A 20,501-nucleotide genomic window follows, 5' to 3' on the forward strand; every position below is an offset into this window, starting at 1 on the left:
AGCCATGTCCAAAAAGACCACACAGCTTGTTCACCTTGGCCGTGCGTCGGCAGATGCCGCAAACGCGGTGAATCCGCCATTGGTCCGCGCTTCGACAACAATTTTTTCGACGCTGGCCGAATTCAAGAATTCCTACAAGGGCGTGACCTTTGAGACCCCACGCTATGGGCGATCCGGCACGAGCACCGTTTTTGAATTGCAGACCGCCATGGCCGCCTTATGCGAGACGGAGAGCTGCATTGCCACGTCGAGTGGGTTAAGTGCTGTTGCCGCAGTAATCGGCGCGCATTCCGCCCCCGGCAAGCGTATCCTGGTCCAGGATTGTGTTTACGGACCCACACGGGTTCTCGCAGAAAAGGAGCTGGACAAGCTCGGCAGCGAGGTTGTGTTCTTTGACACCTTAGATGCTCTCGAATCTCACCTCGACGAACGAACAGCGCTTGTATTTATCGAAGTTCCCGGTTCGTTGACGATGGATATGATTGATGTAGAGGCTGTTTGTAAGCTGGCCAAACACTACAGCGTGCCAGTGGCGTGTGACAGCAGCTGGGGCACACCGCTCTTCTTTGACGCGCACGGCCTTGGCATCAACATATCCATTCACGCCGCAACCAAGTACATCGGCGGGCATTCCGACATCATGCTGGGCCTGATTACAGGCTCATATGACGACCTGTCATCTACGCGAGACTGGTGCGCCCACTATGGCTCAACCGCCGCTCCGGATGTGTGTTGGCTCGGACTTCGCGGGCTCAGGACACTCGACGTGCGTATGCGGCGCCATGAGGAGAACGCCCGCCACGTCGCGCAATGGTTGCAGGGTCAACCCCAGATCAAGAAAATTCTCAACCCGGCCCTCGATGATGACCCAGGGCATGAGCTGTGGAAGCGGCAGTTTACGGGCGGAGCGGGGCCGTTCACGATCGAGCTTGTAGCGTGCAGCGAGGAAGAATTCGCCAAACTCATCGACAGCCTGTCGCTCTTTGGACTGGGAACCAGCTGGGGTGGGTTTGAAAGCCTCGTAATGCCAGCCATCCCTCATCACTTGCGCGCTTTGGATGTACTTCCCAATGAAGGGCGACTTTTACGCCTGCACATTGGCTTGGAGCATTCGGAAGATCTTTGTGCAGATATCGGAAAGGCGCTCGCGCACATATCCGCCACCCGACCGATGAAGAATTAGCATGTTTCGGGTCGTCTCAAGCCGGACCCTGAAGGCAAAATGGCAAAGAACTATTTAAGAGGTTTCACTATGACACAAGCGCTGGACCAAGCCGCAACACTCGCAAAAACCTGGCTGGAAGGATTGGATGAAAGAAAAGTCAATTCCACAGCCAGTCTTGAAACACTCCGTTCCAGGTTTTCTGGCCCATTGCCTGCAAATGGAGAAGAACCCGAAACCGTAGTGCAGACATTGGCAAGAGATATGCAGGACGGTTTGCTGGGGTCTGCGGGCGGAAGGTTTTTTGCCTGGGTCATCGGTGGTGGACTTGAGGCCGCGCTTGCCGCTGATTGGCTCGTCTCAACCTGGGATCAGAATGCAGCCCTTTATGCGTGCGGACCTGCTGCAGCGGTGGTTGAGGAGCAAGCCGGTATTTGGCTGAAAGAGTTGTTCGACCTGCCCCGTGACGCTTCTTTCGCGTTCACGACAGGATGCCAGTTGGCGCATATGACATCGCTCGCAGCGGCGCGACATGCCGTCCTTAAGGCAGATGGATGGGACGTCGAGGAAAATGGGCTGATCGGTGCGCCAGACCTCAAGGTTCTGGTGAATGACCAAAAGCATGGCTCTATCCGGCAAGCGGTGAACTTCTTGGGCTTGGGGCAAAGTTCTTTGGTTCAACTGAAGACTGACTCAATGGGAAGAGTGCTGACAAGTGAACTTGAACAGGCGCTTTCGGAACACAAAGGCCCGAAGATTTTAGTCTTGAACGCCGCCGATTTGAACATTGGTGCATTTGATGACTACAGGACCCTGATCCCTATGGCGAAAAATACTGGTGCGTGGGTGCATATTGATGGTGCTTTCGGCCTTTTCGCACGGACAAGTGCCAAATACTCCCATTTGGCTGACGGTCTTCAGCTGGCTGACAGCTGGGCGACCGATGGTCACAAGTGGCTGAACGTGCCGTTTGATTGCGGTGTCGCCATTATCCGAGACCAGGCCGCGCATAAGGCAGCTATGACCATCGCGGCCGACTATATTGCCCCGGCTGGAGCGGCGCGTGACCAGATCGACTGGAACCCGGAATGGTCCCGAAGGGCGCGCGGCGTTCCTGTCTACGCAGCTCTCAAGCAATTGGGCCGATCCGGCATCGAGGATATGATTGACCGCTGCTGTGCCCACTGCCAGGCGATTGTCCGGGGGATTGGAGCATTGGATAACGCCCATGTTGTGTTTGATCCGCAGTTGAATCAGGGACTGGTCAGGTTCGCCAGACCGGGTGACACCGGCGAGGAAGGCGACCTTTACACAAAGGAAATCATGTCCCGGATTAATGCGACAGGCGAGGCGTTCTTTTCGGATACGGTCTGGCAGGGCCGCCGCGCTATGCGCGTAAGCGTCGTGAACTGGCGGACAAATGAAAGCGATATCACCCGTGCTATCGAGGCCGCCCAGTGGGCCCTTCAGATGGACAAAGTGGAGTGTGTTAGTTGACCCTCATTCCCCTAACCGAACGAATTAACGCGATCGATGCAGGCAATTTGGAAGACCAATTGAATGCCTGGGGCTGTGCGACGGTAAGCAGTTTGCTAGCGCCAGAAGAATGTGACGCGGTGGCCAAGCTTTACGCAACCGATGCGCCATTTCGCAGCCATATCCGAATGGCACGGCACGGCTTCGGGAAAGGTGAATACAAGTACTTCGCATACCCGCTCCCCGAAACTGTCCTCGCGCTCCGGGAGGGGCTGTATCCGCTGCTGGCGCCAATCGCGAACGACTGGAACGAGCGGATGAAAATCGACACACGATTTCCGAAGTGAACCGCCCCGGTTTCACCGGAGGCTCCGAAGTTAGTAAGGATGGAGCCTATGGGACGAGACAACAGATCAAACCGCTATTCACCTGAGACCCGCGAGCGAGCGGTTCGGATGGTTCTGGACAACGAAGGGCAATACCAGGACCGGTCAGCCGCGATCCGGGGTATTGCGCCGAAGATTGGATGCAGCAGGGAATCTCTGCGCCGTTGGGTCGCGCAGAGCGAAGTGGACAGGGGGCATCGGGGTGGTGTGACCAGCGAAGAACGCGCCAGGATCCGGGAACTGGAGCGCGAAGTGCGAGAGCTGCGCCAGGCGAATGAGATCCTAAGGAAGGCGAGCGCATATTTTGCCCAGGCGGAGCTCGACCGCCCACTGAAGCGATGATTGCCTTCATCGACGAGCATCGGATGGAATACGGGGTCGAGCCGATCTGCAAGGTGCTGCCGATTGCCCCGTCGACCTACTATTCCTGGCTTTCGGTTGCCCGTGACCCGTCTCGCGCCAGTGATCGCGCCCGCCGTGACGCCGAGCTTCTGCCGCAGATCCAGCGGGTCTGGGAGGAGAACTTCGAGGTCTACGGCGTGCGTAAGGTCTGGCACCAGTTGCGGCGGGAAGGCTTCAGCGTTGCCCGATGCACGGTAGAGCGCCTGATGAGACAGCTTGGAATACAGGGTGTCATACGTGGAAAGCCTCGGAAGACCACGCTCCCGGACCCGGCGCTGCCGTGCCCGCTGGACAGGGTGAACCGGCGGTTCAGAGCCGCCGCACCGAATACGCTCTGGGTCAGCGACTTCACCTACGTGTCGACCTGGCAGGGCTTCGTTTATGTTGCCTTCGTGATCGACACCTTCGCCAACAGGATCGTCGGATGGCGTGCGTCCCGATCACAGCAGACCCAGTTCGTCCTTGATGCCCTCGAACAGGCACTTTGCGAACGCAGGCCCGCTGGTGGCCTGACCCATCATTCGGATCGCGGCGGGCAATACCTGTCCATTCGCTACACCGAGCGCCTGGCCGAGGCGGGCATCGAGCCGTCTGTCGGCAGCGTCGGGGACTCCTATGACAATGCGCTGGCAGAGACGATCATCGGGTTGTTCAAGGCGGAGGTCATTCATCGCCTGGGACCGTGGAAATCCGCAGATGCCGTCGAATGGGAAACATTGAAGTGGGTCGATTGGTTGTCTAATCGCTACCCGCACGTCAAGGCACTGGGCAGCAGAACGTCCGCCGTGCCGCAAGGGTGGCAGCACGCAGCGCAAATCTCAAGTGCGGGACCGGGGCCGTATCCGTCTCGTTGCGCAGAAATGTCCGGGTGCCGGGAGCAGGGTTGTCTCCGCGGTCGGCATGTGCCGCCGCATCATGGTCTTCGCAGGCACGGCCTTCCTGTGTTCAACGCGCAGTCTATCCTGAGAGCTGCAGCCAATCTAAACGGAATGGCCAGACCCACGTCCGCGGCAGGGACGGCGCAGCACGCATGTGCCGGTCCCGGCTGGCGGGCTCCGGTCTAAATTGTCGCGGGTTCTCCGGACGGCCTGAAGGCTTCGCCGGTCTTGAGCATGCTGTGCATGATCACCGCCAGCTTGCGTGCGACGGCCACGGCTGCGCGCTTGAGCCCGATACGTTCCTTCAGCGCCAAGCCCCATGTCCGGAGCACACTGTCGTTCCGGGCCCTGCTGCGCGTCAGCATCACGACTGCAGCCTCGTAGAGCAGGCTACGCAGATGTCGGTCGCCCCTGCGGGAAATGTGGCCGTCATAGTCGACCTCTCCCGACTGGTATCGGCGCGTGGTCAGCCCGAGCCACGCCCCAACGGAGCGCGACCGTCGGAAATTGCCCGGGTCTTCCACTGCGGCGGAAAATGACAGGGCCGTCACCGGCCCGATGCCCGGGATCGTCATCAGCAAGACCGCTGCCTTGTCGTGCCTCGCGGCAGCAAGCAACTGCCGGTCGAACTCGGCCGCGTGGCTGCGCATGTCGCGCCATGCCCCGAGCAGCGGCAGAATGATCCGCGCCAGATCATCCCTTCTGTCGAGAAGAGCGCGGACATTGGCCTCGAAGACCCGGCCCTTGCCCTTCGGCACAATCAGCCCGAACGTCTTCATGACGCCCCGGATCTGGTTGCTCAGCTGGATCGACATGCCGACGATCTGGCTGCGGATCGCGATCAGCGTGCGCGCCAGCATCGAGCCGAACGCCTTGACGCGGACTTCCTTGTAGAACCCAGCCTCTGCGATCCGGGCAAGGCCGTCTGCATCATTGGCATCCGTCTTGTTCAGCGTTTCGTTCAATATCTTCTGCGCATGGCGCGCCTCGATGCAGATGGCGGGAACGCCTTCCGCGGTCAGGGCGTGGTAGAACCACGTCGCGAGCGGGCCGCTCTCGAAGACGACCCGTTCCGCCCGCGGAGCGTGCCTTCGGATGATTTCCGCGACGCTTCCGGGATCGGAAACGCATTTTCCCCGCCAGATCCGGGAGCCGTCCTCCCGGATGGAAATTGCAGTTTCCTTCAAAGACACGTCCAACCCGACATGCTGCACCATGGTTGTTCTCCGCCTGTTGCCTTGGTCAGGAGCTCTTCCCGAGCCCCTTCCCATCGTAGCGCGGGCAGCCGCTCGTTCATCTGTCCAGAAGGCCGGAACGACTCGCTCCGCGATTACGCCATGTTCAACAACAGACGCCTTCTCGGCCCGGGCGGGAACATCCCGCCAGCCGAAGCTGAAAGGAACTTCTATGTTAATGCAGAGAGCTTGAATATGGTCGCCTGAGACCAAGCAACCTGCCTCCGGCAAAGCCGGGGCGGTTCAAACCGGCATGCGGACTACCTGAGCAGATGCCACGACTCGGGGCAGGTACGGCCGACGCCGCTGCTGCTGCAGTATTCGGAAGGCGACTACAACTGCCTTCATCAGGATGTCTATGGAGAACTGTTGTTTCCGCTTCAGGTTGCCGTCCTTCTCTCTGAGCCGCGCCGGGACTTCATCGGCGGTGAGTTCGTGCTGACGGAGCAGCGCCCTCGCATGCAAAGCCGGGCCGAGGTCCTGTCCCTGGCTCAGGGTGACGCCGTGGTCTTTGCCGTGCGCAACCGACCGGTGCGCGGGACCAAGAGCTCCTATCGCGTAAACATGCGCCACGGTGTGAGCCGGCTGCACAGCTGTACACGGCACACGCTTGGCATCATATTCCATGACGCCGAGTAGACGACTAAACTAACGGGCATAACGGCAAGCGAAAGCGCAGGTTTCGGGTTGTTCGGAAACATAGCTATGGTTGAATGAGAACTAAGAAAATCAAAGGAAAAAACCATGACTGCCAAATCCGTACCCACCCTCAATATGGTTTCCGGGTCGCTGCTGCTTGCACTGGCGGCTGTGTGGGGCGGATCGTTTTTCTTCGCTGAGATTGCCCTGAGGGAAGTTCCGCCTCTAACGGTCGCGCTGCATCGCATCTTCTGGGCGGTTCCGGCGCTGTACATGGTCGTCCTGTGGAAGGGTTTGAGGATCCCGAGGTCAGTGAAGGCCTGGCTCTGTTACCTGGTGATGGGCGCGCTGAACAACGCCATCCCCTTTTCCCTGATCTTCTGGGGGCAGGTGAGCATCGAAAGCGGCCTTGCCTCCATCCTGAACGGGACGACGGCCGTGTTCGGGGCAGTCGTTGCCGGCATCTTCCTGGTGGATGAGCCGCTGATCCCGCGCAAGATTGTCGGTGCCCTTTTCGGTGTGTTCGGTGTGGCCGCTATCATGGGCCTCGATGCATTGACGAACTTCGACCTGCGCAACCTGGCGCAGATCGCGATACTGGGCGCAGCACTGTCCTATGCATTCGCCGGTGTCTGGGGAAAGAAATTCCTTTCCGGGTACCCGCCGGTGATGAACGCTTTCGGTATGCTGGTAGGCAGCACAATCCTGATGGTGCCGGTCGCGTTCTACAGCGAGGGTCTCCCATCATTTGCGCTCTCTATGGAGGTCTGGGCCTCGCTCCTTGCTGTCTCGCTGCTGTCAACGGCGGTGGCCTACCTTCTCTATTTCGAGATCCTCGTTCGGGCGGGTTCGGCCAACCTGATGCTGGTCACCCTGCTGATCCCACCGATCGCCGTCGGCCTGAGCTACTCGTTCCTTGGCGAGAGGCTGGGCACGGAGGCGCTCTGGGGGTTCGGCCTGATCGCTATCGGCCTGATCATCACCGACGGTCGAGTGCTGGCGATGCTTCTCGGAAAGCGCAGAGCCAGGCCGTAGCGCCCCGCGCCATTCCCTCATTAAACGGAGGCCGACCCAATGTGTGCCGACCGCGTATCGACTGCCGTCCGCAGCAAGATCATGGCGAGCATCAAGGGCAAGGACACCAAACCCGAGCTTGCGATCCGCTCAAGCCTGCACAGGCGAGGGCTGCGCTTTCGCCTTCACCGCCGGGACTTGCCCGGCAAGCCGGACCTAGTTTTCCCAAAACACCGTGCGGTTCTCTTCGTTCACGGCTGTTTCTGGCATGGCCACGATTGTCACCTGTTCAGCATGCCCAGGTCCCGGCGGGACTTCTGGCAACAGAAGATCACCCGCAACCGCGAGCGCGATGCGAAACAGCGGGCTGCCCTTATCGAGAGTGGATGGCGGATTGCGACCGTCTGGGAGTGCGCTTTGATGGGCCGAACACGAATGCAACCGGACGAGATTGGCGAAAGCTGCACCGCCTGGCTGAAGTCTGAAACTGCGGAACTGGATTTGCGTGGCTTACTGGCTGAGTCAATATCGACAGAAAAAAATGAACGTTGAAAACTGACCGTCTCATTCGAAAGTACCGCAGACGAGAAGCAAAACCCGACGAATTCGTCCCAGATTTTTTTAACAACAGACATTCGTGCGACGTGCAGCAATCGTTACTAATGGGCTCGCAGCTGCCGAATGCGTCTGCGGCGTGTCCCAAAGAACAGGCGACCTGACAACGGCCATTCAAACTGCCTGTAAAATTCAGGTGTCAGCACGGTGCTGATGTCTGGGTTTGGCGGGAGGATTGGAGGGCGCACTATGCCAAGAGTCCAACTTCCTGCTGTCACCCCGAAACGAAGAGCCTGGAACAAGGGCCGGATCATGGGCCAGAAACGACCACTGTTGCCGAAACAGGTCTGGGCGATCCGTGCGCGGCTCGAACTGTCGGGCAACCTGCGCGATCTTGCGCTTTTCAACGTGGCTATCGACAGCAAACTGCGAGGATGTGATCTGGTGAAACTGGCGGTTGCTGATCTGGTCAAAGATGACCGCGTGCGGGAGCGAGTTTCTGTGATCCAGAGCAAAACCAAGCGGCCCGTTCAATTCGAACTGACGCAAAACACGCGCGAAACTGTCCTGGCTTGTGTCAAGTCGCCCGAGATGTTTGCGTGCCGGTGCATGTTCCCGAGTCGGTTCCATGACCGCCCGCACATCTCGACGCGCCAGTACGGTCGGCTCGTCCGCGACTGGGTGACGGCGATTGGTTTAGAACCGAGCGGGTACGGCACCCATTCGCTTCGCAGGACGAAAGGGACCGAAATTTACCGAAAGACCGGCAATCTTCGCGCAGTTCAGCTGCTCCTTGGTCACACCAAAGTGGACAGCACCGTGCGCTACCTTGGCGTTGAGCTGGAAGATGCACTGAGCATCGCCGAGCAAATCGACATTTGAACCACGTTGGCGGGCGGCACTTGCCGTTCGCCAATCCGGACCGGACCTGCGTTCTGCATCAATGTCGGTTTTGCCGCCACAATCCTTAATCAAGCCAAGTTCTCCGCAGCTTGTCTTACATGGTCGATAAAAGCCCTTTGTTTGAGCGTCGCGCCGCGACGGCTCGGATAGATTGCCGACAGAGGCACACTTGAAGCACTCCAATTTGGTAGGACAGCAGAAAGAAGGCTGGAGGCGCACTCTGCGTGTACAGCATAGGCCGGAAGCATCGCGATACCGCCGCCTGCGATAGCCAGGTTTCGAAGGGTTAGAAAGTCGTTAACGACGACATCCCCATTGGCCGCGAAATCTATGACTTCTCCGTCTCGCTGTAGTTTCCACCGGGAGGTTTTGAACCCGCTGCGCATTATCAAGCACCGATGGTGCTGCAAATCCCTGGGCAGCTGAGGGTTGCCCGAACTGCGCAAGTAGCCGGGGCTGGCATAGAGACCAAAAGGAAACGTCCCAATGGCTTGTGACATCATCGAGGAATCCGGCTTTTCACCAATGCGGAATGCAAGATCAAAGCCATCCTCAATCAGGTTTGCCCTCATGTTCGTCAATTCCAGGATGACTTGAACTTTGGGGAACTGCTGACCATAGGCCGCTATCGCTGGCGCAATGATTTGCTGTCCGACCAGTACCGAGGCTGACACCCTCAGTTCCCCTGCCGGTTCTCCCAGACTTGTCTCAACAACAGCGTCGGCAGCATTGGCTTCTTCTACCATCAAACGACAGTAATCGGCGTAACGTATACCAATCGACGTCAGCCGACTGCTGCGGGTGTTGCGCTCGATCAATCGAACACCGAGGCGGTCTTCCAACCGAGAAAGCCTGCGGCTGACGTTCGACTTCGGAAGCTTCATCTTTTTGGCAGCACCCGTAATGCTACCAGCCTGCGCAATGGCTGCAAAAACGGCCAAATCGTTTAAGTCTCTATGTTCCATTTTTAGAACTTTCTTTTGCCTTTTTGCTCAATTGATCCACAAACGGAATAGTCTCATATTCTGACCAAGCAATGCAACACGCTTGATTGGACACGCTATGACATCGCAAAGTTTGGAAATTCTGCACCGCGATACGCTAACGGAAGGCGGCTTCGCGGGCTTGAAGGAACACCGTCTTGTAACCGGCAAAAAGCTCTGGGGTGACCGCGCCAATCCAGATGCCTGGGATGGCATCGGTAACTTTGTTTATCTGGCTGATGCGCGGTTTAATCCCAAAGGTGAAACAACCATGCATCCACACAAAGAGATCGATGTGATCTCTGTCATGGTGGAAGGCCGCGTCGCGCATCAGGGGTCTTTGGAACACGGCGGATCGCTCGACACCAACGACGCACAGGTCCAACGGGCTGGCGGCGAAGGGTTCAAACATAACGAAGTGAATCCCGATGATACCAAGAACCGGATGCTTCAACTTTGGGTCATGCCCGAAGTGAAAGGCGAGCCAGCCGGGTACAAAAAATTCAGCCCAGCTTGGGGTGAGACAGTTCGTATTTATGGCGGTTTGCCTGACCACACGCAGTCCTTCTCGGCCAAAACCACCATCGACGTGGCCATGCTTACCGCAGGGCAGAGCATCGAACTGACAGCTCCTTACTTGGCCTATGTCGCCAAAGGCGATGGACAATTTGAAACAACGGATCTGACCGGTGGCGATCTGATCCGTGGTGCCAATGGCACCTTCACAGCCACGACCGACGTTCAATTCATTCTAGTCGGCACGCTGGCCTAACCTCCCCAACCCAACCGAAAGGACACTCCCATGTCTGACAAATTTTCAGAATTCCTGACACCAGATAACGCTGTGTTGGCGATGATTGATCACCAAACTGGTTTGCTCGCCAGTGTGCGTGACATTCAGCCTGAAACCCTGCGCAAGAACATCAACGGTCTGACCAACATGGCTAAAACCGCAGGCATTCCTTCGGTTGTGACTGCATCCTTGTCGGAAGGTCCCAATGGACCGATCCTGTCGGACATCACCAACGTGCTTGGCGATACCGTGATCAACCGTGCTGGCGAAATCAACGCGTGGAAGTCGCCAGAATTCAAAGCTGCAATCGAGGCGACTGGTCGCAAGAAGGTCATCATGGCGGGCATTGTCACGGATGTTTGCCTGCTGTTTCCTGCGTTGTCGGCGGTTGCCGAAGGTTACGACGTCTATGCCGTCGTTGACGCCTCAGGAACATGGGATGAAGTGACCCGTGATGCCGCCATGCTGCGGATGAGCCAGGCCGGTGTGAAAGTCACAACATGGGCCTCTGTCCTGGCCGAGGTTATGGACGACTGGCGCTCCAACCAAGGCTATCCGCTTGGTGGCGTTCTGGGCGGACACACGGCTTACGGTCTCGTTTATGAGAGCTACCTTGCGCAGCAAGCCCAGCAAGACTCTGCTGAATAAAAGAAACAAAGACCCCAGTGGCTCATGCTGCTGGGGCACCCAACCGGGAGGTCATGATGGCTGGTAGATTGATTGATGGCGTATGGACCCGCGAGAGCGACATTCTGGCCTCAAAGGATGGGCATTATCGCCGTCAGGAAACCGACTTCCGAAACTGGATATCGACTGAACCCGGTGCGAAGTTTGCGCCCGAAGTGGGCCGATATCACCTCTATGTTTGTTATGCCTGTCCTTGGGCGCACCGCACATTGATCATGCGCAGCCTGAAAGGACTGGAAGACGCGATTTCTGTCTCGCCCGTTGCCCCCATCGTCAACCAAGACGGCTGGGAGTTCACCGATGCTGATGGTGGCTTCCCCGACCACCTTTCCGGCAAGAGGTATCTGCATGAAATCTATACACTCGCCGACCCCACATACACTGGCCGTGTCAGTGTTCCGGTCTTGTGGGACAAAAAGCTAAACACCATTGTCAGCAATGAATCCGCTGAGATTGCGCGAATGCTGAACTCGGCTTTCGTAGGCGTTGCAGGCAATGACACCGATTTTGCACCTGAGGCACTTCTGGCGGAAATCGACGAGGTGAATGACCTCGTTTACAGCAAGATCAACAATGGCGTTTACCGTTGCGGGTTTGCCGGAACGCAGAATGCATATGAAGAAGCAGTCACCGATCTGTTCTCGGCGCTGGACACGGTTGAGGCGCGGTTAGAAGGCAGCGGCTATCTAGTGGGTGGTCAGTTGACCGAAGCCGACTGGCGGTTGTTCACAACGCTGATCCGCTTCGATCAGGTCTATGTCGCGCTTTTCAAATGCAACATTCGACGGATTGCGGATTACCCAAATCTCTCGGCTCTGCGCAAGAAACTCTATGAGCATGGCGATGTCGCCGACACGGTGAAGTTCGATCAGATCAAGACCCATTATTGGGCGAGCCTGCGCGGTGTAAATCCAAGCGGCATTGTGCCTGCTGGACCGGAGCTGGTGCTATGAGCGATTCAGTAACATTGGCGGTAACGGACCATGTCCCAATGGAGGCCAAGGCTCGCTACGAGGCGCTTGTCGAAGAACTGCACCGATTGTTCGAAGCCCAGAACGGCTTCTTGTCAGTCGATACCGTGCGGCACAGCCGCCCGCATCAGGTCGAGTACACAGTGCTGTCGCGGTGGTCTGATGAAGCCGCTGTGACGCAGTGGCGGAAAAACCCAGCCATTCGCGAGAAGTTGACCCAGATCGAAGCCATTACAGGTGGCCCCGCGCAGCATGTGCAGGCCATTGGTTTAGGGATGTGGGTGGATCATGCGGAGGGATCGGCCCCACATTTGCCACCAGCATGGAAGCGCACGGCCATGAGCGCCGCTGCCGTCTACCCGATGTTGATGCTTTTGATGGCGCTGAGTTCACCCATCATTGGTGGCTTGCCGCAGTTTCTTCAGGTCTTGATCATCGTGATTGTTCTGTCTGCGCTCTTAACGTGGCCTATTATGCCGTGGCTCAGTAAAGTGCTGCGTCCTTGGCTGATGGCAAGATAATTCAGAAAGCTGCGAAAATGCTCCTCGATTATGATCTGCCTGAGTATCATGTCAGCAAGCGCAAAGCGCTTCCGTCCTCGGTAAAAGAGACTTTGTTGGAAAGCACACGATCCGAGTGGGAAGATCACCCGCGTTTTGGTGGCAAAGCAAGCTTCTTTAAGTCGATCCATCGCAACCTGCTGGATGGCGCTGCACAGCTGTCGCGTGGGATTGAGCGGCTTCTGGACGTGCCTGCCAGTGATGTCGGTGAGGCAGTCGCACAAATGAATTTGCTGCCGTTTGCCAAGAACCTGATCGGATTTGCGCATCATCACCATGAGATCGAAGACCATGGTTACTTCCCTCAATTTGGATTGATGTACCCCGAACTAAACCGTGGGTTTTCTTTGTTGGATGGCGATCACAAGGTATTGGATGCGGCACTGGATGGCACGCAAGCAGCACTGACCCAGCTAAACGATCCCGTGGTCACACGCGACCAACTGGCAGGCTTGCATAAGGGTGGCCAAGCATTGGAAAATATCCTCAACCGCCATATCTGGGATGAAGAAGAAGTCATTATCCCAATTTTTTTGCGGCATGGATAAGTGGTCATTGAGCTCGCTTATGTGAAGGTCGGCACCGTCCGCGTCTCGCTTGTCGACCAGCTGCGCAGCGAAAGGACGGTTCGGATTTTCGCCCTCAGATTTGCTTTCAATGACCGTTCTGGCGACATCGGCTGCATCGCAGCGACCAACCTGCCGCACTTGCGAGCATATGCTGCGCCAGCAATAGCCGCGTGAGCGAAAGGCAGTTTTGTCCGGCGAAGTGTGAGTCTGAGTTGCTCTTGAATTTGCGCTCGCAGCGAATGGCCGGATTGCGGGCTGCAACCGCAGCATCAGGGTGCTTTTACCAAGGCTGGAAATGGGCTGGAAGAGTTGTGCATTCAGCAGATGGAGGGGCAGCAAAACGCTGCCCCTTCTGTCATTTCACCACTTTGAATTGCCTCCCTTCAAAGATCCAGCGCGGCTCACCGCGTTGAAGTTGTCCGTGGAGCGCCCAGGTTTCGCCCTTGCGGGTAACATCGGCTTCTGCCTTCTCGGCTGCGGCCAGGGCGGCCAGCCGTTCCATCGCCAGACGGCGGTTCTGGTGTTGAGAGCGGGTGTCGCGCACGACGACGGCGTAGACTTGCCCATCGGCGCTGGTCCAGCGCGCCCTGATCGCGCTCGACGTCTTGTTCTGGTGCTGGCCGCCAGGGCCTCCCGCGCGAATGGCCTGCATTTCAACGGAGGCCGGATCAATCCGCACTGCATCAGTGGCCGCAGGTGTGCGGAAAATCTGCACAAACCAGTTCTTCCGTTTGTGCCTGGGGCGCAGCTCGCTCTGGCACCGCCAAAGGATGGTACCTTCGACAGTGCACGCCAATTCTGAAGCCCGAGCGCCGCTCAGGATCACCACCGCTGAGGCGGGGCCGTGCGTGGCGTCCCTTATCGCGACATCGAGTTCCATAGCGTATTGCGCGGCTTTTGCCCCCAGCCAGGACAACAGATGGCCCACAGCCTGACGGCATTCACCCGGACCATTGCCGCTGGACAAGAGAAGGGCTTCCCTGCCGCTCATGCCGCACCTCCCGTCGTCTTGAAGGTGACAAGCGGCAGAAGACGCGCCACCGCGTTTGCGATCCCAAAGCCTGCCAGATTCTGCAGTACCTGTTCCGGATCTTTGTAGGCCTGGCCGGCTTCTTCCAGCAGAAGATCGCGGTCTCCGCAAATGACGCGCCCGCCGAAACGGGTGCGGGTCAGGGCTGCCAGATCAGAGCGGGTCTTGCGGATCCGCCCATGCATGGAGGACCGGTCATACTTCCTGCCAGCCCCATGAGAGACGGAGCCAAGCGCCTCGGGTACGGTATCCGGCACCTCCAGAAGATAGCTCGGCGCTTCGCGCGACCCTGCGAGCGGAACGAGACCCCCTTCCGGGCAAGCTGCCCCTTTGCGATGCAGCCAGCCAACTGAATGCGGCACGACGTGATTATGCACCGTGTCGCAGATCAGCCGGGCCTCACAACCAAGCGCTTCAGACGCAGAGGAGGCAATCAGCGCCCGATTCACGCGCGCCCAGCGGATTGCCGCATCATGAAGGGCGAGATAGTGCGCCGCCGCATCCCTTCCTGCAGCGAAGCCCTGTTTCCAGCTGTCATCCAGCCCTTGAAAAATCCCGGCGCCGCGCCCGAGGTAAGCAATCTCAAGGTGCGAGACATCGACAGCGACCGGATGCTGATCCATGTTGAGCGCGGCAAGGGCGGCAAAGATCGCGACGTGATGCTGTCGCCGTCGTTGCTGGAGCTGCTGCGGGACTACTGGCGCGAGGCACGTCCTCAGGGATGGTTATTCCCCGGCCAGAGCCGGGTTGAGCCCATGTCGCCCCGATCCTTGAATCGGGCCTTCAACTCGGCCAAGCGCATGGCTGGGATCAAGAAGCCTGCCACGCTGCACTCGCTCAGGCATAGCTTTGCCACGCATCTGCTGGAGGCCGATACGGACGTGCGGGTGATCCAGGTGCTCCTCGGCCACGCCAAGCTGACCACGACGGCGCGATACACCCACGTGGCGACCAAGACGTTGCGCAATGTCGCCAGCCCGTATGAACATATGCGAGATGTGACCTGACGGAGCGATTGGCGTGCCACGGCACGCGCTGGAGATTGCGGACATCTTCAGGTCTCATGGCCCCGCTTTCAGGCGGGCCAATGAGGGGCATGTCAGCCTGAGCCAGCTCAAGGTGATGTCCACTGCCCGGCAGGGTCTTGCAAAGCAAGATCCCGAGAGGGGGCGATCGAGGCCTGCCGAACGGAGGCGCTCGGCGGACATGTGGCGGCCTGTACCAAGTGTGGACACCAGCATATCGCGTACAACAGCTGCAAGAACCGGCATTGTCCCAAATGCCAGGGACCGGCCGCGCGCGACTGGATGGCGGCGCGGGCAGATGACCTGCTGCCTGTGGAGTATTTCCATGTGGTGTTCACGCTCCCGGCCGAGATCGCCCGCATCGCCTACTGGAACAAGCGGGCGGTTTATGGACTGCTGTTCCGCGCTTCTGCGGAAACAGTGATGACTATCGCCGCCGATCCCAAGCGCCTCGGTGCTCGTGTCGGAATGACCAGCGTGCTTCATACCTGGGGATCAGCGATGACGCACCATCCCCACATCCACATGATCGTCCCAGGTGGCGGGCTCTCGCTGGACGGCACCCGTTGGATTGGCTGCAAACCAGGGTTCCTCCTGCATGTGCGGGTGTTGTCGCGTCTGTTTCGGCGGCTGTTCCTTGAGGGCCTGAGCAACTTACACCGCGCCGGGCGGCTCTCCTTCTTCGGCGACCTCGCCGGATTGACCGACGCCAGCGCTTTCGCAGCCTGGCTGGCACCGCTGCGCAAGGCCGAATGGGTGGTCTATGCCAAACCGCCCTTCGGCGGACCAGAGGCGGTGCTGGCCTATCTCAGCCGATACACCCACCGGGTGGCGATCTCGAACAGCCGCCTGATCAGCGCCGATGCCGACACCGTGGCTTTCCGCTGGAAAGATTACCGCATCAAGCGCGGCGACAGGATGAAGGTTATGCGCCTGTCCACGGGCGAGTTCATCCGCCGGTTCCTGATCCATGTGCTCCCCCCTCTCGGCAGATTTGGCGCCGCCAAATCGCCTGCCGGGCAATGGATGGCTTCCACCGCATCCGGCACTACGGCTTGTTGGCAAGTGCCGCCCGCAAGACCAGCATCGCGAAGATCCGCACGTTGCTGGGCGCGGAAACGACCAGGCAGGAACACGCACCCTCGGTCGAGATCGTCCCGCTCACCCTGCGAGAGCCATGCCCCGATTGCGGCGGGCCGATGCGCATCGTGGAGACTTTCCGGCGCGGCGAGGTTCCGCAATCTCGCGCTCCACCGAGGAAACAGGCCGCATGACCGAGTGCCCGATCATCCCATCCACCGCTCACCGGTTGCTTCAGCAACACCGGCCGAGCCCGCCCGTCAGGAGCGGTCCGGAAAGTTGCAAGGACGGCGCAAAACGGCTTCGATCTGGATCAAATCCAGGTCAAACCCTCTGGCCGAAACTGGAATCGGTGGCCCTCATCCTCCGAGCGGGCGCATCCCTACCAGTCACAAGCTCAGCGGACAGCACTCTTTCCCCATAGGCCGCAACCAGACCCCGCGGCTTCCTCCCTGAGAGGTTTGTCAACGCGGGCCACACTCACGCCCAGCTGAAGCCGCTCGCAATGGCCCGCGTCGAAAAATCTTCATCGAAGCCGGCAGCGGCGTCGCGGCGGCAGTGTTGCAGCGATTTCGCACCAGATCCAAGCGGCCAGATGACGCCAGCCAGCCCAAAGCAGACGCCTAATAGTCGCCCCGAAATCGTCGAAGCAGACCTTCACCTTTCCCCACAAAGCCCGAAGCAAGCACAAGGAGGCTGTCATTAACTGGAGCATTCAGTGACGGCGAGGTGAACCGGACCTTACTGGAACGGCGTTGCGCCATGCATTCGATGCTTTGCAGCGTCGGCAGATCCGCTCACCGAACCCTTCACTCCAGAACGCGGTGTTGCAGCGAAGGCACTGGCGCTCCCGCGGCACGTCTTCGCGGGCCGGAGCCACGAATACTTCATTTTGGCCGGTATTGGTCATGATTGGCCTGCCTCCATCATTAAGAGCCGCTCCTTTTGCCGTCTGTACTCAAACTGCTAGTCATGCCGTTCGCCATCCGGCTCTGATATTCCCAAACCAGAGTAAAGGTGCCGGATCTGAGCTTCGGAGACACCGTCGGATTGCATAACAAGGCGCACCATCGGATCGGCAAGCATTTCCTCGAAAAGGAACGCCGACAGCTCTTTTCCAGAAAGCTTGTCCTTGGCCCGGGCGCTGTCGAGATCCGCCAATGAAACGGTCAGGCTCCTCGCCAGACCAGGGTGTGATTTCCGGGGATGCAGATGCACCAGAACCGAAGCCTTCCAGGCTTGAGGATCCAGGTGGTCAGGAGGCGCGGATAATTCGGTTTCAATATCATATTCACCAGCGGGGAGTGCCTCATCAAAACCCGGCAAGGTGAAGGATCGGGAAAATACTGCGACGGTCCTGCTGCTGAGCTGATCCATTAATTTATCTCTCCTCTGCTGCTGAGCTGTATTTGCGCGACCCATAGCGTGTATGTCTCCGCCGCTTGAATGTTCCCCTGACCTCCAAGCGGCAGGATTGGGCGTTTCTGGGGTTTTGAAAGACGCCCGAAGTCCGCCACAGCTTTCAAAGTTGCAGAGGGCTTTGGTTCCGGCAAGGCCGCCACAGGAGCCATCCGGTCTTTGAGAGAGATGTTGCGATCGCCTGACGGCCGGAGCCATTTTCATGCCAGCGGCGAGGCACGGAAAGATGCGCAACTGAAACCAATATAGGCATTCACTGCACCATTTACTACGGAACGCCGCAGAAGGAGGCCTCTGATCGCGGTTTGGAGCAACGCTGTTAAGGAAACGCCAGGATCAAAAAAACTCAGGAAGCCGGTCATTGCGGCTACCGGCGGCACCTTCTGTCAATGTTCTGTTTCCGTGTAGAACCTTCGAAACATCGGGGGCTGCCATGGCGCGCACAAGGGCGCTGTAGCTCATTTTCAACGACATCTCGCTGCCGATGCGAAGGGGGCAATTGGTCGTCTCAACCACAATGTGATCGCTGGTCGCACCGGCAAAGGTCACAGCCGCTGGAAAGGTCAGCCCTGCAGGGTCGGTGTCTTGCAGCCCGAGGGCCAGGATCGAGCGGGTTGTCCAATGATTGCCTGGCACCAGGCTCAGCGCCGAGAGGGCCGGGTCGGATAATTTCAGCGGTACCGGCTTTGATTTGATTTTCGTCTCGATCACCTCAGCCAGCAGCGTGAAAGCATCTGTATGAAGCCCGCTGATCGGGTGCCCCGAAACAGGGTCAGTGCCCAGCAGGATGGCCTCGCCTAAGCGCAAATTGTTGATCCGGTCTGCGGGTTCGCCATCAAGAGCCCAGGGCAAGTTTGCGGAACTGCCCCCGGAAACCACTTCGGCGAAGGGTCCGCACACCTGCTCAATGTCATCAGCAAGGGTTGAGAGTGCCGCCATCATCCCGGAGGTGGGGGCTGCACCAGCCAGACAGGCGAAATTTGCGCCAATACCTTTGAGAAGCACACCCGGCGTCCTGGTGACGTGAAGGGCAGCATCCGTCAGATCCTCGGGCATGATGCCTTCCCGCCCATCCCCCATTTCCACCATCAGAATTATCTCGTGACGAATGCCTCTGCGCAAGGCCGCAGCGGCAAGTTTCGCGATAACGCTGGTCTCTGTATTGCAGCTTGCTTCACAAGTTTCGACGATTTGCCCGGCCTGGCTCAGCATTGGGGTCCGGATCATCAGGATCGGACAGATCAGCCCTGCTTTGCGCATGCGTCTTACATTGGCAAGCCGCGCATCTGCCAATCCGATCGCGCCGCCGTCCAGCATCGCCCTTGCAATGCCAGGATGACCGCACACGCCTTTTGTGACCCCTGTGACGGTAATTCCGCGCGGTTTCAGACGCTCAACAAGACATCGCGTGTTGTCGCGGATTTTGTGCAGGTCAATTTTGATACGCGGTGCGGTCATAACGCTGCCGCAACAGGCATTGGCCGCAACCGGGGGTATGCGGACAGGACAATTTCGGCAAGATGCGCCGCGGGGCGGCTGAGGGCATCGCTGACAGGAAGGCCCAGGTTGCCGGCATGTTCCTTGATCGCGGCAGTGAGTCCGGCTTCCGTCATCCCCTCGTGATTGAGTGTCACGCCGATCACCTTTGTGTTCGCGAAGGCTTCAATCAAAGCGATCTCGTCACCGGGATCAGGCATTGCCATGTTCGGAAAGTCGCAACGGTGCGCCCGCATGGGTGCGTGCTGAAGGATCACCGCGTCCGGCTGGCTGCCGCGCAGAATGAATGCAGACGTGCAGAATGCCGGATGGCTGAGTGCGCCCTGGCCTTCGATCAGAATGACATCTGGCTGTTCACCTTCGGATGCCGCGACAATGGCCCCTTCAAGTTCCCCGCAGCAGAATTGCGGCGGCACCGCGTCCATTGCCACGCCGTATTTGGCCCCCTGCATCAGGCCGGTCTGGCCGGTGCCAACCAGAACAGTCCTGATCCCTTGCGCATTCAGTTCGCGGGTGAGAAGCGTTGCCGTCGTCCGCTTACCAATCGCACAATCAGTTCCCAGTAAAGCAATACGGATTGCCTTCACATTCGCGACACTGCCGTCAAACAGACGCATGTCCTTGCTGCTCCGCGGTTTGCGGATATCGCGAAGGGAGACGTTGCGCGATTTGGCTGCCAAGGCGATCTCCGGATCGTCACTGAGGTATTCATGCAGCCCGCTGACGATGTTCATCCCTAAAGATACTGCATCCAGCACAACACGGCGGTCATCTGCCGACAGTTTTCCGTCTGACGGAGCCATCCCATAGATCAGCGTGTCAGGAATGACTGCCTCGTGAGTAACTGCCGTTTCAAGATCGTCAAAGACTGGAATGTGGTTCGGGGCGCCATCAAGGATCTGCCCGCTGTCACCTCCTGCGTGATCACTGTCGACCACCGAGAGTATGCGATAGGCTTGTGAGTGCCGGACAAGCCCGTTTGCTGTCTTGCCGTCGATACGTGCGAAATTCCCTTCGCAATACACGACTGCGGTGGGCGGGCGAGCGGCGGCGGGACCGCCAGGTTTCTGAGAGCGTTCAGATAATCGTAGTTGCGGACCGCTGGCATTTTGCCATACCGGCCTTCCCGCTTTGACTGCGGTTTCCATGGAATTTCCTTCTGAGAGGCCCGCGTTCAGGGCGTTGGTGTCCATGACGCAGGTATTGATGCTGCCAAGCCGGCAGCCGGAGGTGCGGC

The 20,501-nt window shown here is 58.5% G+C and carries 19 protein-coding genes, 3 pseudogenes and 1 other annotated feature; of the genes and pseudogenes, 15 read left to right on the forward strand and 7 right to left on the reverse strand.

The genetic code is table 11. The features are described from left to right. The first annotated feature begins 4 nt into the window (after window positions 1-4). From K3557_RS01320 to K3557_RS01335, 4 genes and pseudogenes are all read left to right on the forward strand, one after another. Window positions 5-1,183, forward strand: coding sequence for a PLP-dependent aspartate aminotransferase family protein (locus K3557_RS01320; protein ID WP_259997145.1), 1,179 nt, complete (start codon window positions 5-7; stop codon window positions 1,181-1,183). Between the two features lie 39 nt (window positions 1,184-1,222). Beyond that, window positions 1,223-2,659 (forward strand): aminotransferase class V-fold PLP-dependent enzyme, encoded by a 1,437-nt coding sequence (locus K3557_RS01325; RefSeq protein ID WP_259997147.1) that lies wholly within the window; start codon window positions 1,223-1,225, stop codon window positions 2,657-2,659. Next, a complete protein-coding gene (locus K3557_RS01330) occupies window positions 2,656-2,985 on the forward strand; it encodes a 2OG-Fe(II) oxygenase (RefSeq protein ID WP_259997149.1) in 330 nt (109 codons plus the stop codon). Before K3557_RS01325 ends, K3557_RS01330 begins: the two co-directional genes overlap by 4 nt. A gap of 48 nt (window positions 2,986-3,033) precedes the next feature. Next, window positions 3,034-4,172 (forward strand): annotated as a pseudogene (locus K3557_RS01335) (IS3 family transposase); the annotation flags it as partial. Further along, window positions 3,321-3,437, forward strand: a sequence feature (AL1L pseudoknot). It overlaps the preceding pseudogene by 117 nt. A gap of 314 nt (window positions 4,173-4,486) precedes the next feature. On the opposite strand, the gene K3557_RS01340 reads toward K3557_RS01335, so the two are convergent. Continuing rightward, a complete protein-coding gene (locus K3557_RS01340) occupies window positions 4,487-5,521 on the reverse strand; it encodes an IS110 family transposase (protein ID WP_259993778.1) in 1,035 nt (344 codons plus the stop codon). A 282-nt stretch (window positions 5,522-5,803) separates the two neighbouring features. Here K3557_RS01340 and K3557_RS20515 point away from each other — a divergent pair, with 282 nt between their 5' ends. The 4 genes from K3557_RS20515 (at window position 5,804) to K3557_RS01360 (ending at window position 8,629) form a co-directional block, all read left to right on the forward strand. Next, on the forward strand, window positions 5,804-6,178 hold the full coding sequence (locus K3557_RS20515; RefSeq protein ID WP_409201210.1) for a 2OG-Fe(II) oxygenase: 375 nt from the start codon (window positions 5,804-5,806) through the stop codon (window positions 6,176-6,178). Window positions 6,179-6,283: 105 nt separating this feature from the next. Further along, entirely contained in the window at window positions 6,284-7,213 is a 930-nt protein-coding gene (locus tag K3557_RS01350) for a DMT family transporter (RefSeq protein WP_259997151.1), read from the forward strand. Between the two features lie 39 nt (window positions 7,214-7,252). After that, entirely contained in the window at window positions 7,253-7,744 is a 492-nt protein-coding gene (locus tag K3557_RS01355; protein WP_259997154.1) for a very short patch repair endonuclease, read from the forward strand. A 252-nt stretch (window positions 7,745-7,996) separates the two neighbouring features. Beyond that, window positions 7,997-8,629 carry a tyrosine-type recombinase/integrase gene (locus tag K3557_RS01360; protein ID WP_259997158.1) on the forward strand — a complete coding sequence of 211 codons (633 nt, stop codon included), beginning with the start codon at window positions 7,997-7,999 and terminating at the stop codon, window positions 8,627-8,629. An 89-nt stretch (window positions 8,630-8,718) separates the two neighbouring features. On the opposite strand, the gene K3557_RS01365 is transcribed toward K3557_RS01360, so the two are convergent. Then, on the reverse strand, window positions 8,719-9,615 hold the full coding sequence (locus K3557_RS01365) for a LysR family transcriptional regulator (RefSeq protein WP_259997161.1): 897 nt from the start codon (window positions 9,613-9,615) through the stop codon (window positions 8,719-8,721). 97 nt (window positions 9,616-9,712) lie between these two features. Between K3557_RS01365 and K3557_RS01370 the strand changes: the two genes are divergently transcribed. The 5 genes from K3557_RS01370 to K3557_RS01390 are packed head-to-tail and all read left to right on the forward strand — an operon-like array spanning window position 9,713 to window position 13,192. Beyond that, window positions 9,713-10,405 (forward strand): pirin family protein, encoded by a 693-nt coding sequence (locus K3557_RS01370; RefSeq protein WP_259997171.1) that lies wholly within the window; start codon window positions 9,713-9,715, stop codon window positions 10,403-10,405. Window positions 10,406-10,435: 30 nt separating this feature from the next. Beyond that, window positions 10,436-11,074, forward strand: coding sequence for an isochorismatase family protein (locus K3557_RS01375; RefSeq protein ID WP_259993023.1), 639 nt, complete (start codon window positions 10,436-10,438; stop codon window positions 11,072-11,074). A 56-nt stretch (window positions 11,075-11,130) separates the two neighbouring features. Beyond that, on the forward strand, window positions 11,131-12,066 hold the full coding sequence (locus tag K3557_RS01380; RefSeq protein ID WP_259997172.1) for a glutathione S-transferase family protein: 936 nt from the start codon (window positions 11,131-11,133) through the stop codon (window positions 12,064-12,066). Beyond that, window positions 12,063-12,605, forward strand: coding sequence for an antibiotic biosynthesis monooxygenase (locus tag K3557_RS01385; protein WP_259997174.1), 543 nt, complete (start codon window positions 12,063-12,065; stop codon window positions 12,603-12,605). The genes K3557_RS01380 and K3557_RS01385 overlap by 4 nt, the downstream gene beginning before the upstream one ends. Window positions 12,606-12,622: 17 nt before the next feature. After that, entirely contained in the window at window positions 12,623-13,192 is a 570-nt protein-coding gene (locus tag K3557_RS01390; RefSeq protein WP_259997175.1) for a hemerythrin domain-containing protein, read from the forward strand. A 376-nt stretch (window positions 13,193-13,568) separates the two neighbouring features. Here the strand turns inward: K3557_RS01390 and K3557_RS01395 are convergent, their stop codons facing one another. Both K3557_RS01395 and K3557_RS01400 read right to left on the reverse strand, forming a co-directional pair. Then, window positions 13,569-14,204: a peptide chain release factor-like protein gene (locus K3557_RS01395; protein WP_259997176.1), complete on the reverse strand. Its 636-nt coding sequence runs from the start codon at window positions 14,202-14,204 to the stop codon at window positions 13,569-13,571. Continuing rightward, entirely contained in the window at window positions 14,201-14,866 is a 666-nt protein-coding gene (locus K3557_RS01400) for an RtcB family protein (RefSeq protein WP_259997181.1), read from the reverse strand. Before K3557_RS01400 ends, K3557_RS01395 begins: the two co-directional genes overlap by 4 nt. Between K3557_RS01400 and K3557_RS01405 the strand changes: the two are divergent. Together K3557_RS01405 and K3557_RS01410 are read left to right on the forward strand one after the other, a co-directional pair. Next, window positions 14,807-15,250: pseudogene (locus K3557_RS01405) on the forward strand (tyrosine-type recombinase/integrase); the annotation flags it as partial. The gene K3557_RS01400 and the pseudogene K3557_RS01405 sit on opposite strands and share 60 nt — an antisense overlap. 13 nt (window positions 15,251-15,263) lie before the next feature. Beyond that, window positions 15,264-16,542 (forward strand): annotated as a pseudogene (locus K3557_RS01410) (IS91 family transposase). Window positions 16,543-17,314: 772 nt separating this feature from the next. Here the strand turns inward: K3557_RS01410 and K3557_RS01415 are convergent. From K3557_RS01415 to K3557_RS01425, 3 genes are all read right to left on the reverse strand, one after another. Further along, window positions 17,315-17,725 carry a hypothetical protein gene (locus K3557_RS01415; RefSeq protein ID WP_259997182.1) on the reverse strand — a complete coding sequence of 137 codons (411 nt, stop codon included), beginning with the start codon at window positions 17,723-17,725 and terminating at the stop codon, window positions 17,315-17,317. Between the two features lie 378 nt (window positions 17,726-18,103). Then, window positions 18,104-19,225 carry an alanine/ornithine racemase family PLP-dependent enzyme gene (locus K3557_RS01420; RefSeq protein WP_259997183.1) on the reverse strand — a complete coding sequence of 374 codons (1,122 nt, stop codon included), beginning with the start codon at window positions 19,223-19,225 and terminating at the stop codon, window positions 18,104-18,106. Beyond that, a complete protein-coding gene (locus K3557_RS01425; protein WP_259997184.1) occupies window positions 19,222-20,457 on the reverse strand; it encodes a DUF1611 domain-containing protein in 1,236 nt (411 codons plus the stop codon). Before K3557_RS01425 ends, K3557_RS01420 begins: the two co-directional genes overlap by 4 nt. Between the last annotated feature and the right edge of the window lie 44 nt (window positions 20,458-20,501).

Source organism: Leisingera sp. M523 (assembly GCF_025141335.1).
Classification (GTDB): domain Bacteria; phylum Pseudomonadota; class Alphaproteobacteria; order Rhodobacterales; family Rhodobacteraceae; genus Leisingera.

Bases quoted from the DNA above. Each gene is read 5' to 3' on its own strand.
- K3557_RS01320 (WP_259997145.1), top strand. From the start codon at position 5: ATGTCCAAAAAGACCACACAGCTTGTTCACCTTGGCCGTGCGTCGGCA.
- K3557_RS01325 (WP_259997147.1), top strand. From the start codon at position 1,223: ATGGCAAAGAACTATTTAAGAGGTTTCACTATGACACAAGCGCTGGAC.
- K3557_RS01340 (WP_259993778.1), bottom strand. From the start codon at position 5,521: ATGGTGCAGCATGTCGGGTTGGACGTGTCTTTGAAGGAAACTGCAATT.
- K3557_RS01350 (WP_259997151.1), top strand. From the start codon at position 6,284: ATGACTGCCAAATCCGTACCCACCCTCAATATGGTTTCCGGGTCGCTG.
- K3557_RS01355 (WP_259997154.1), top strand. From the start codon at position 7,253: ATGTGTGCCGACCGCGTATCGACTGCCGTCCGCAGCAAGATCATGGCG.
- K3557_RS01360 (WP_259997158.1), top strand. From the start codon at position 7,997: ATGCCAAGAGTCCAACTTCCTGCTGTCACCCCGAAACGAAGAGCCTGG.
- K3557_RS01365 (WP_259997161.1), bottom strand. From the start codon at position 9,615: ATGGAACATAGAGACTTAAACGATTTGGCCGTTTTTGCAGCCATTGCG.
- K3557_RS01370 (WP_259997171.1), top strand. From the start codon at position 9,713: ATGACATCGCAAAGTTTGGAAATTCTGCACCGCGATACGCTAACGGAA.
- K3557_RS01375 (WP_259993023.1), top strand. From the start codon at position 10,436: ATGTCTGACAAATTTTCAGAATTCCTGACACCAGATAACGCTGTGTTG.
- K3557_RS01380 (WP_259997172.1), top strand. From the start codon at position 11,131: ATGGCTGGTAGATTGATTGATGGCGTATGGACCCGCGAGAGCGACATT.
- K3557_RS01385 (WP_259997174.1), top strand. From the start codon at position 12,063: ATGAGCGATTCAGTAACATTGGCGGTAACGGACCATGTCCCAATGGAG.
- K3557_RS01390 (WP_259997175.1), top strand. From the start codon at position 12,623: ATGCTCCTCGATTATGATCTGCCTGAGTATCATGTCAGCAAGCGCAAA.
- K3557_RS01395 (WP_259997176.1), bottom strand. From the start codon at position 14,204: ATGAGCGGCAGGGAAGCCCTTCTCTTGTCCAGCGGCAATGGTCCGGGT.
- K3557_RS01400 (WP_259997181.1), bottom strand. From the start codon at position 14,866: ATGGATCAGCATCCGGTCGCTGTCGATGTCTCGCACCTTGAGATTGCT.
- K3557_RS01415 (WP_259997182.1), bottom strand. From the start codon at position 17,725: ATGGATCAGCTCAGCAGCAGGACCGTCGCAGTATTTTCCCGATCCTTC.
- K3557_RS01420 (WP_259997183.1), bottom strand. From the start codon at position 19,225: ATGACCGCACCGCGTATCAAAATTGACCTGCACAAAATCCGCGACAAC.
- K3557_RS01425 (WP_259997184.1), bottom strand. From the start codon at position 20,457: ATGGACACCAACGCCCTGAACGCGGGCCTCTCAGAAGGAAATTCCATG.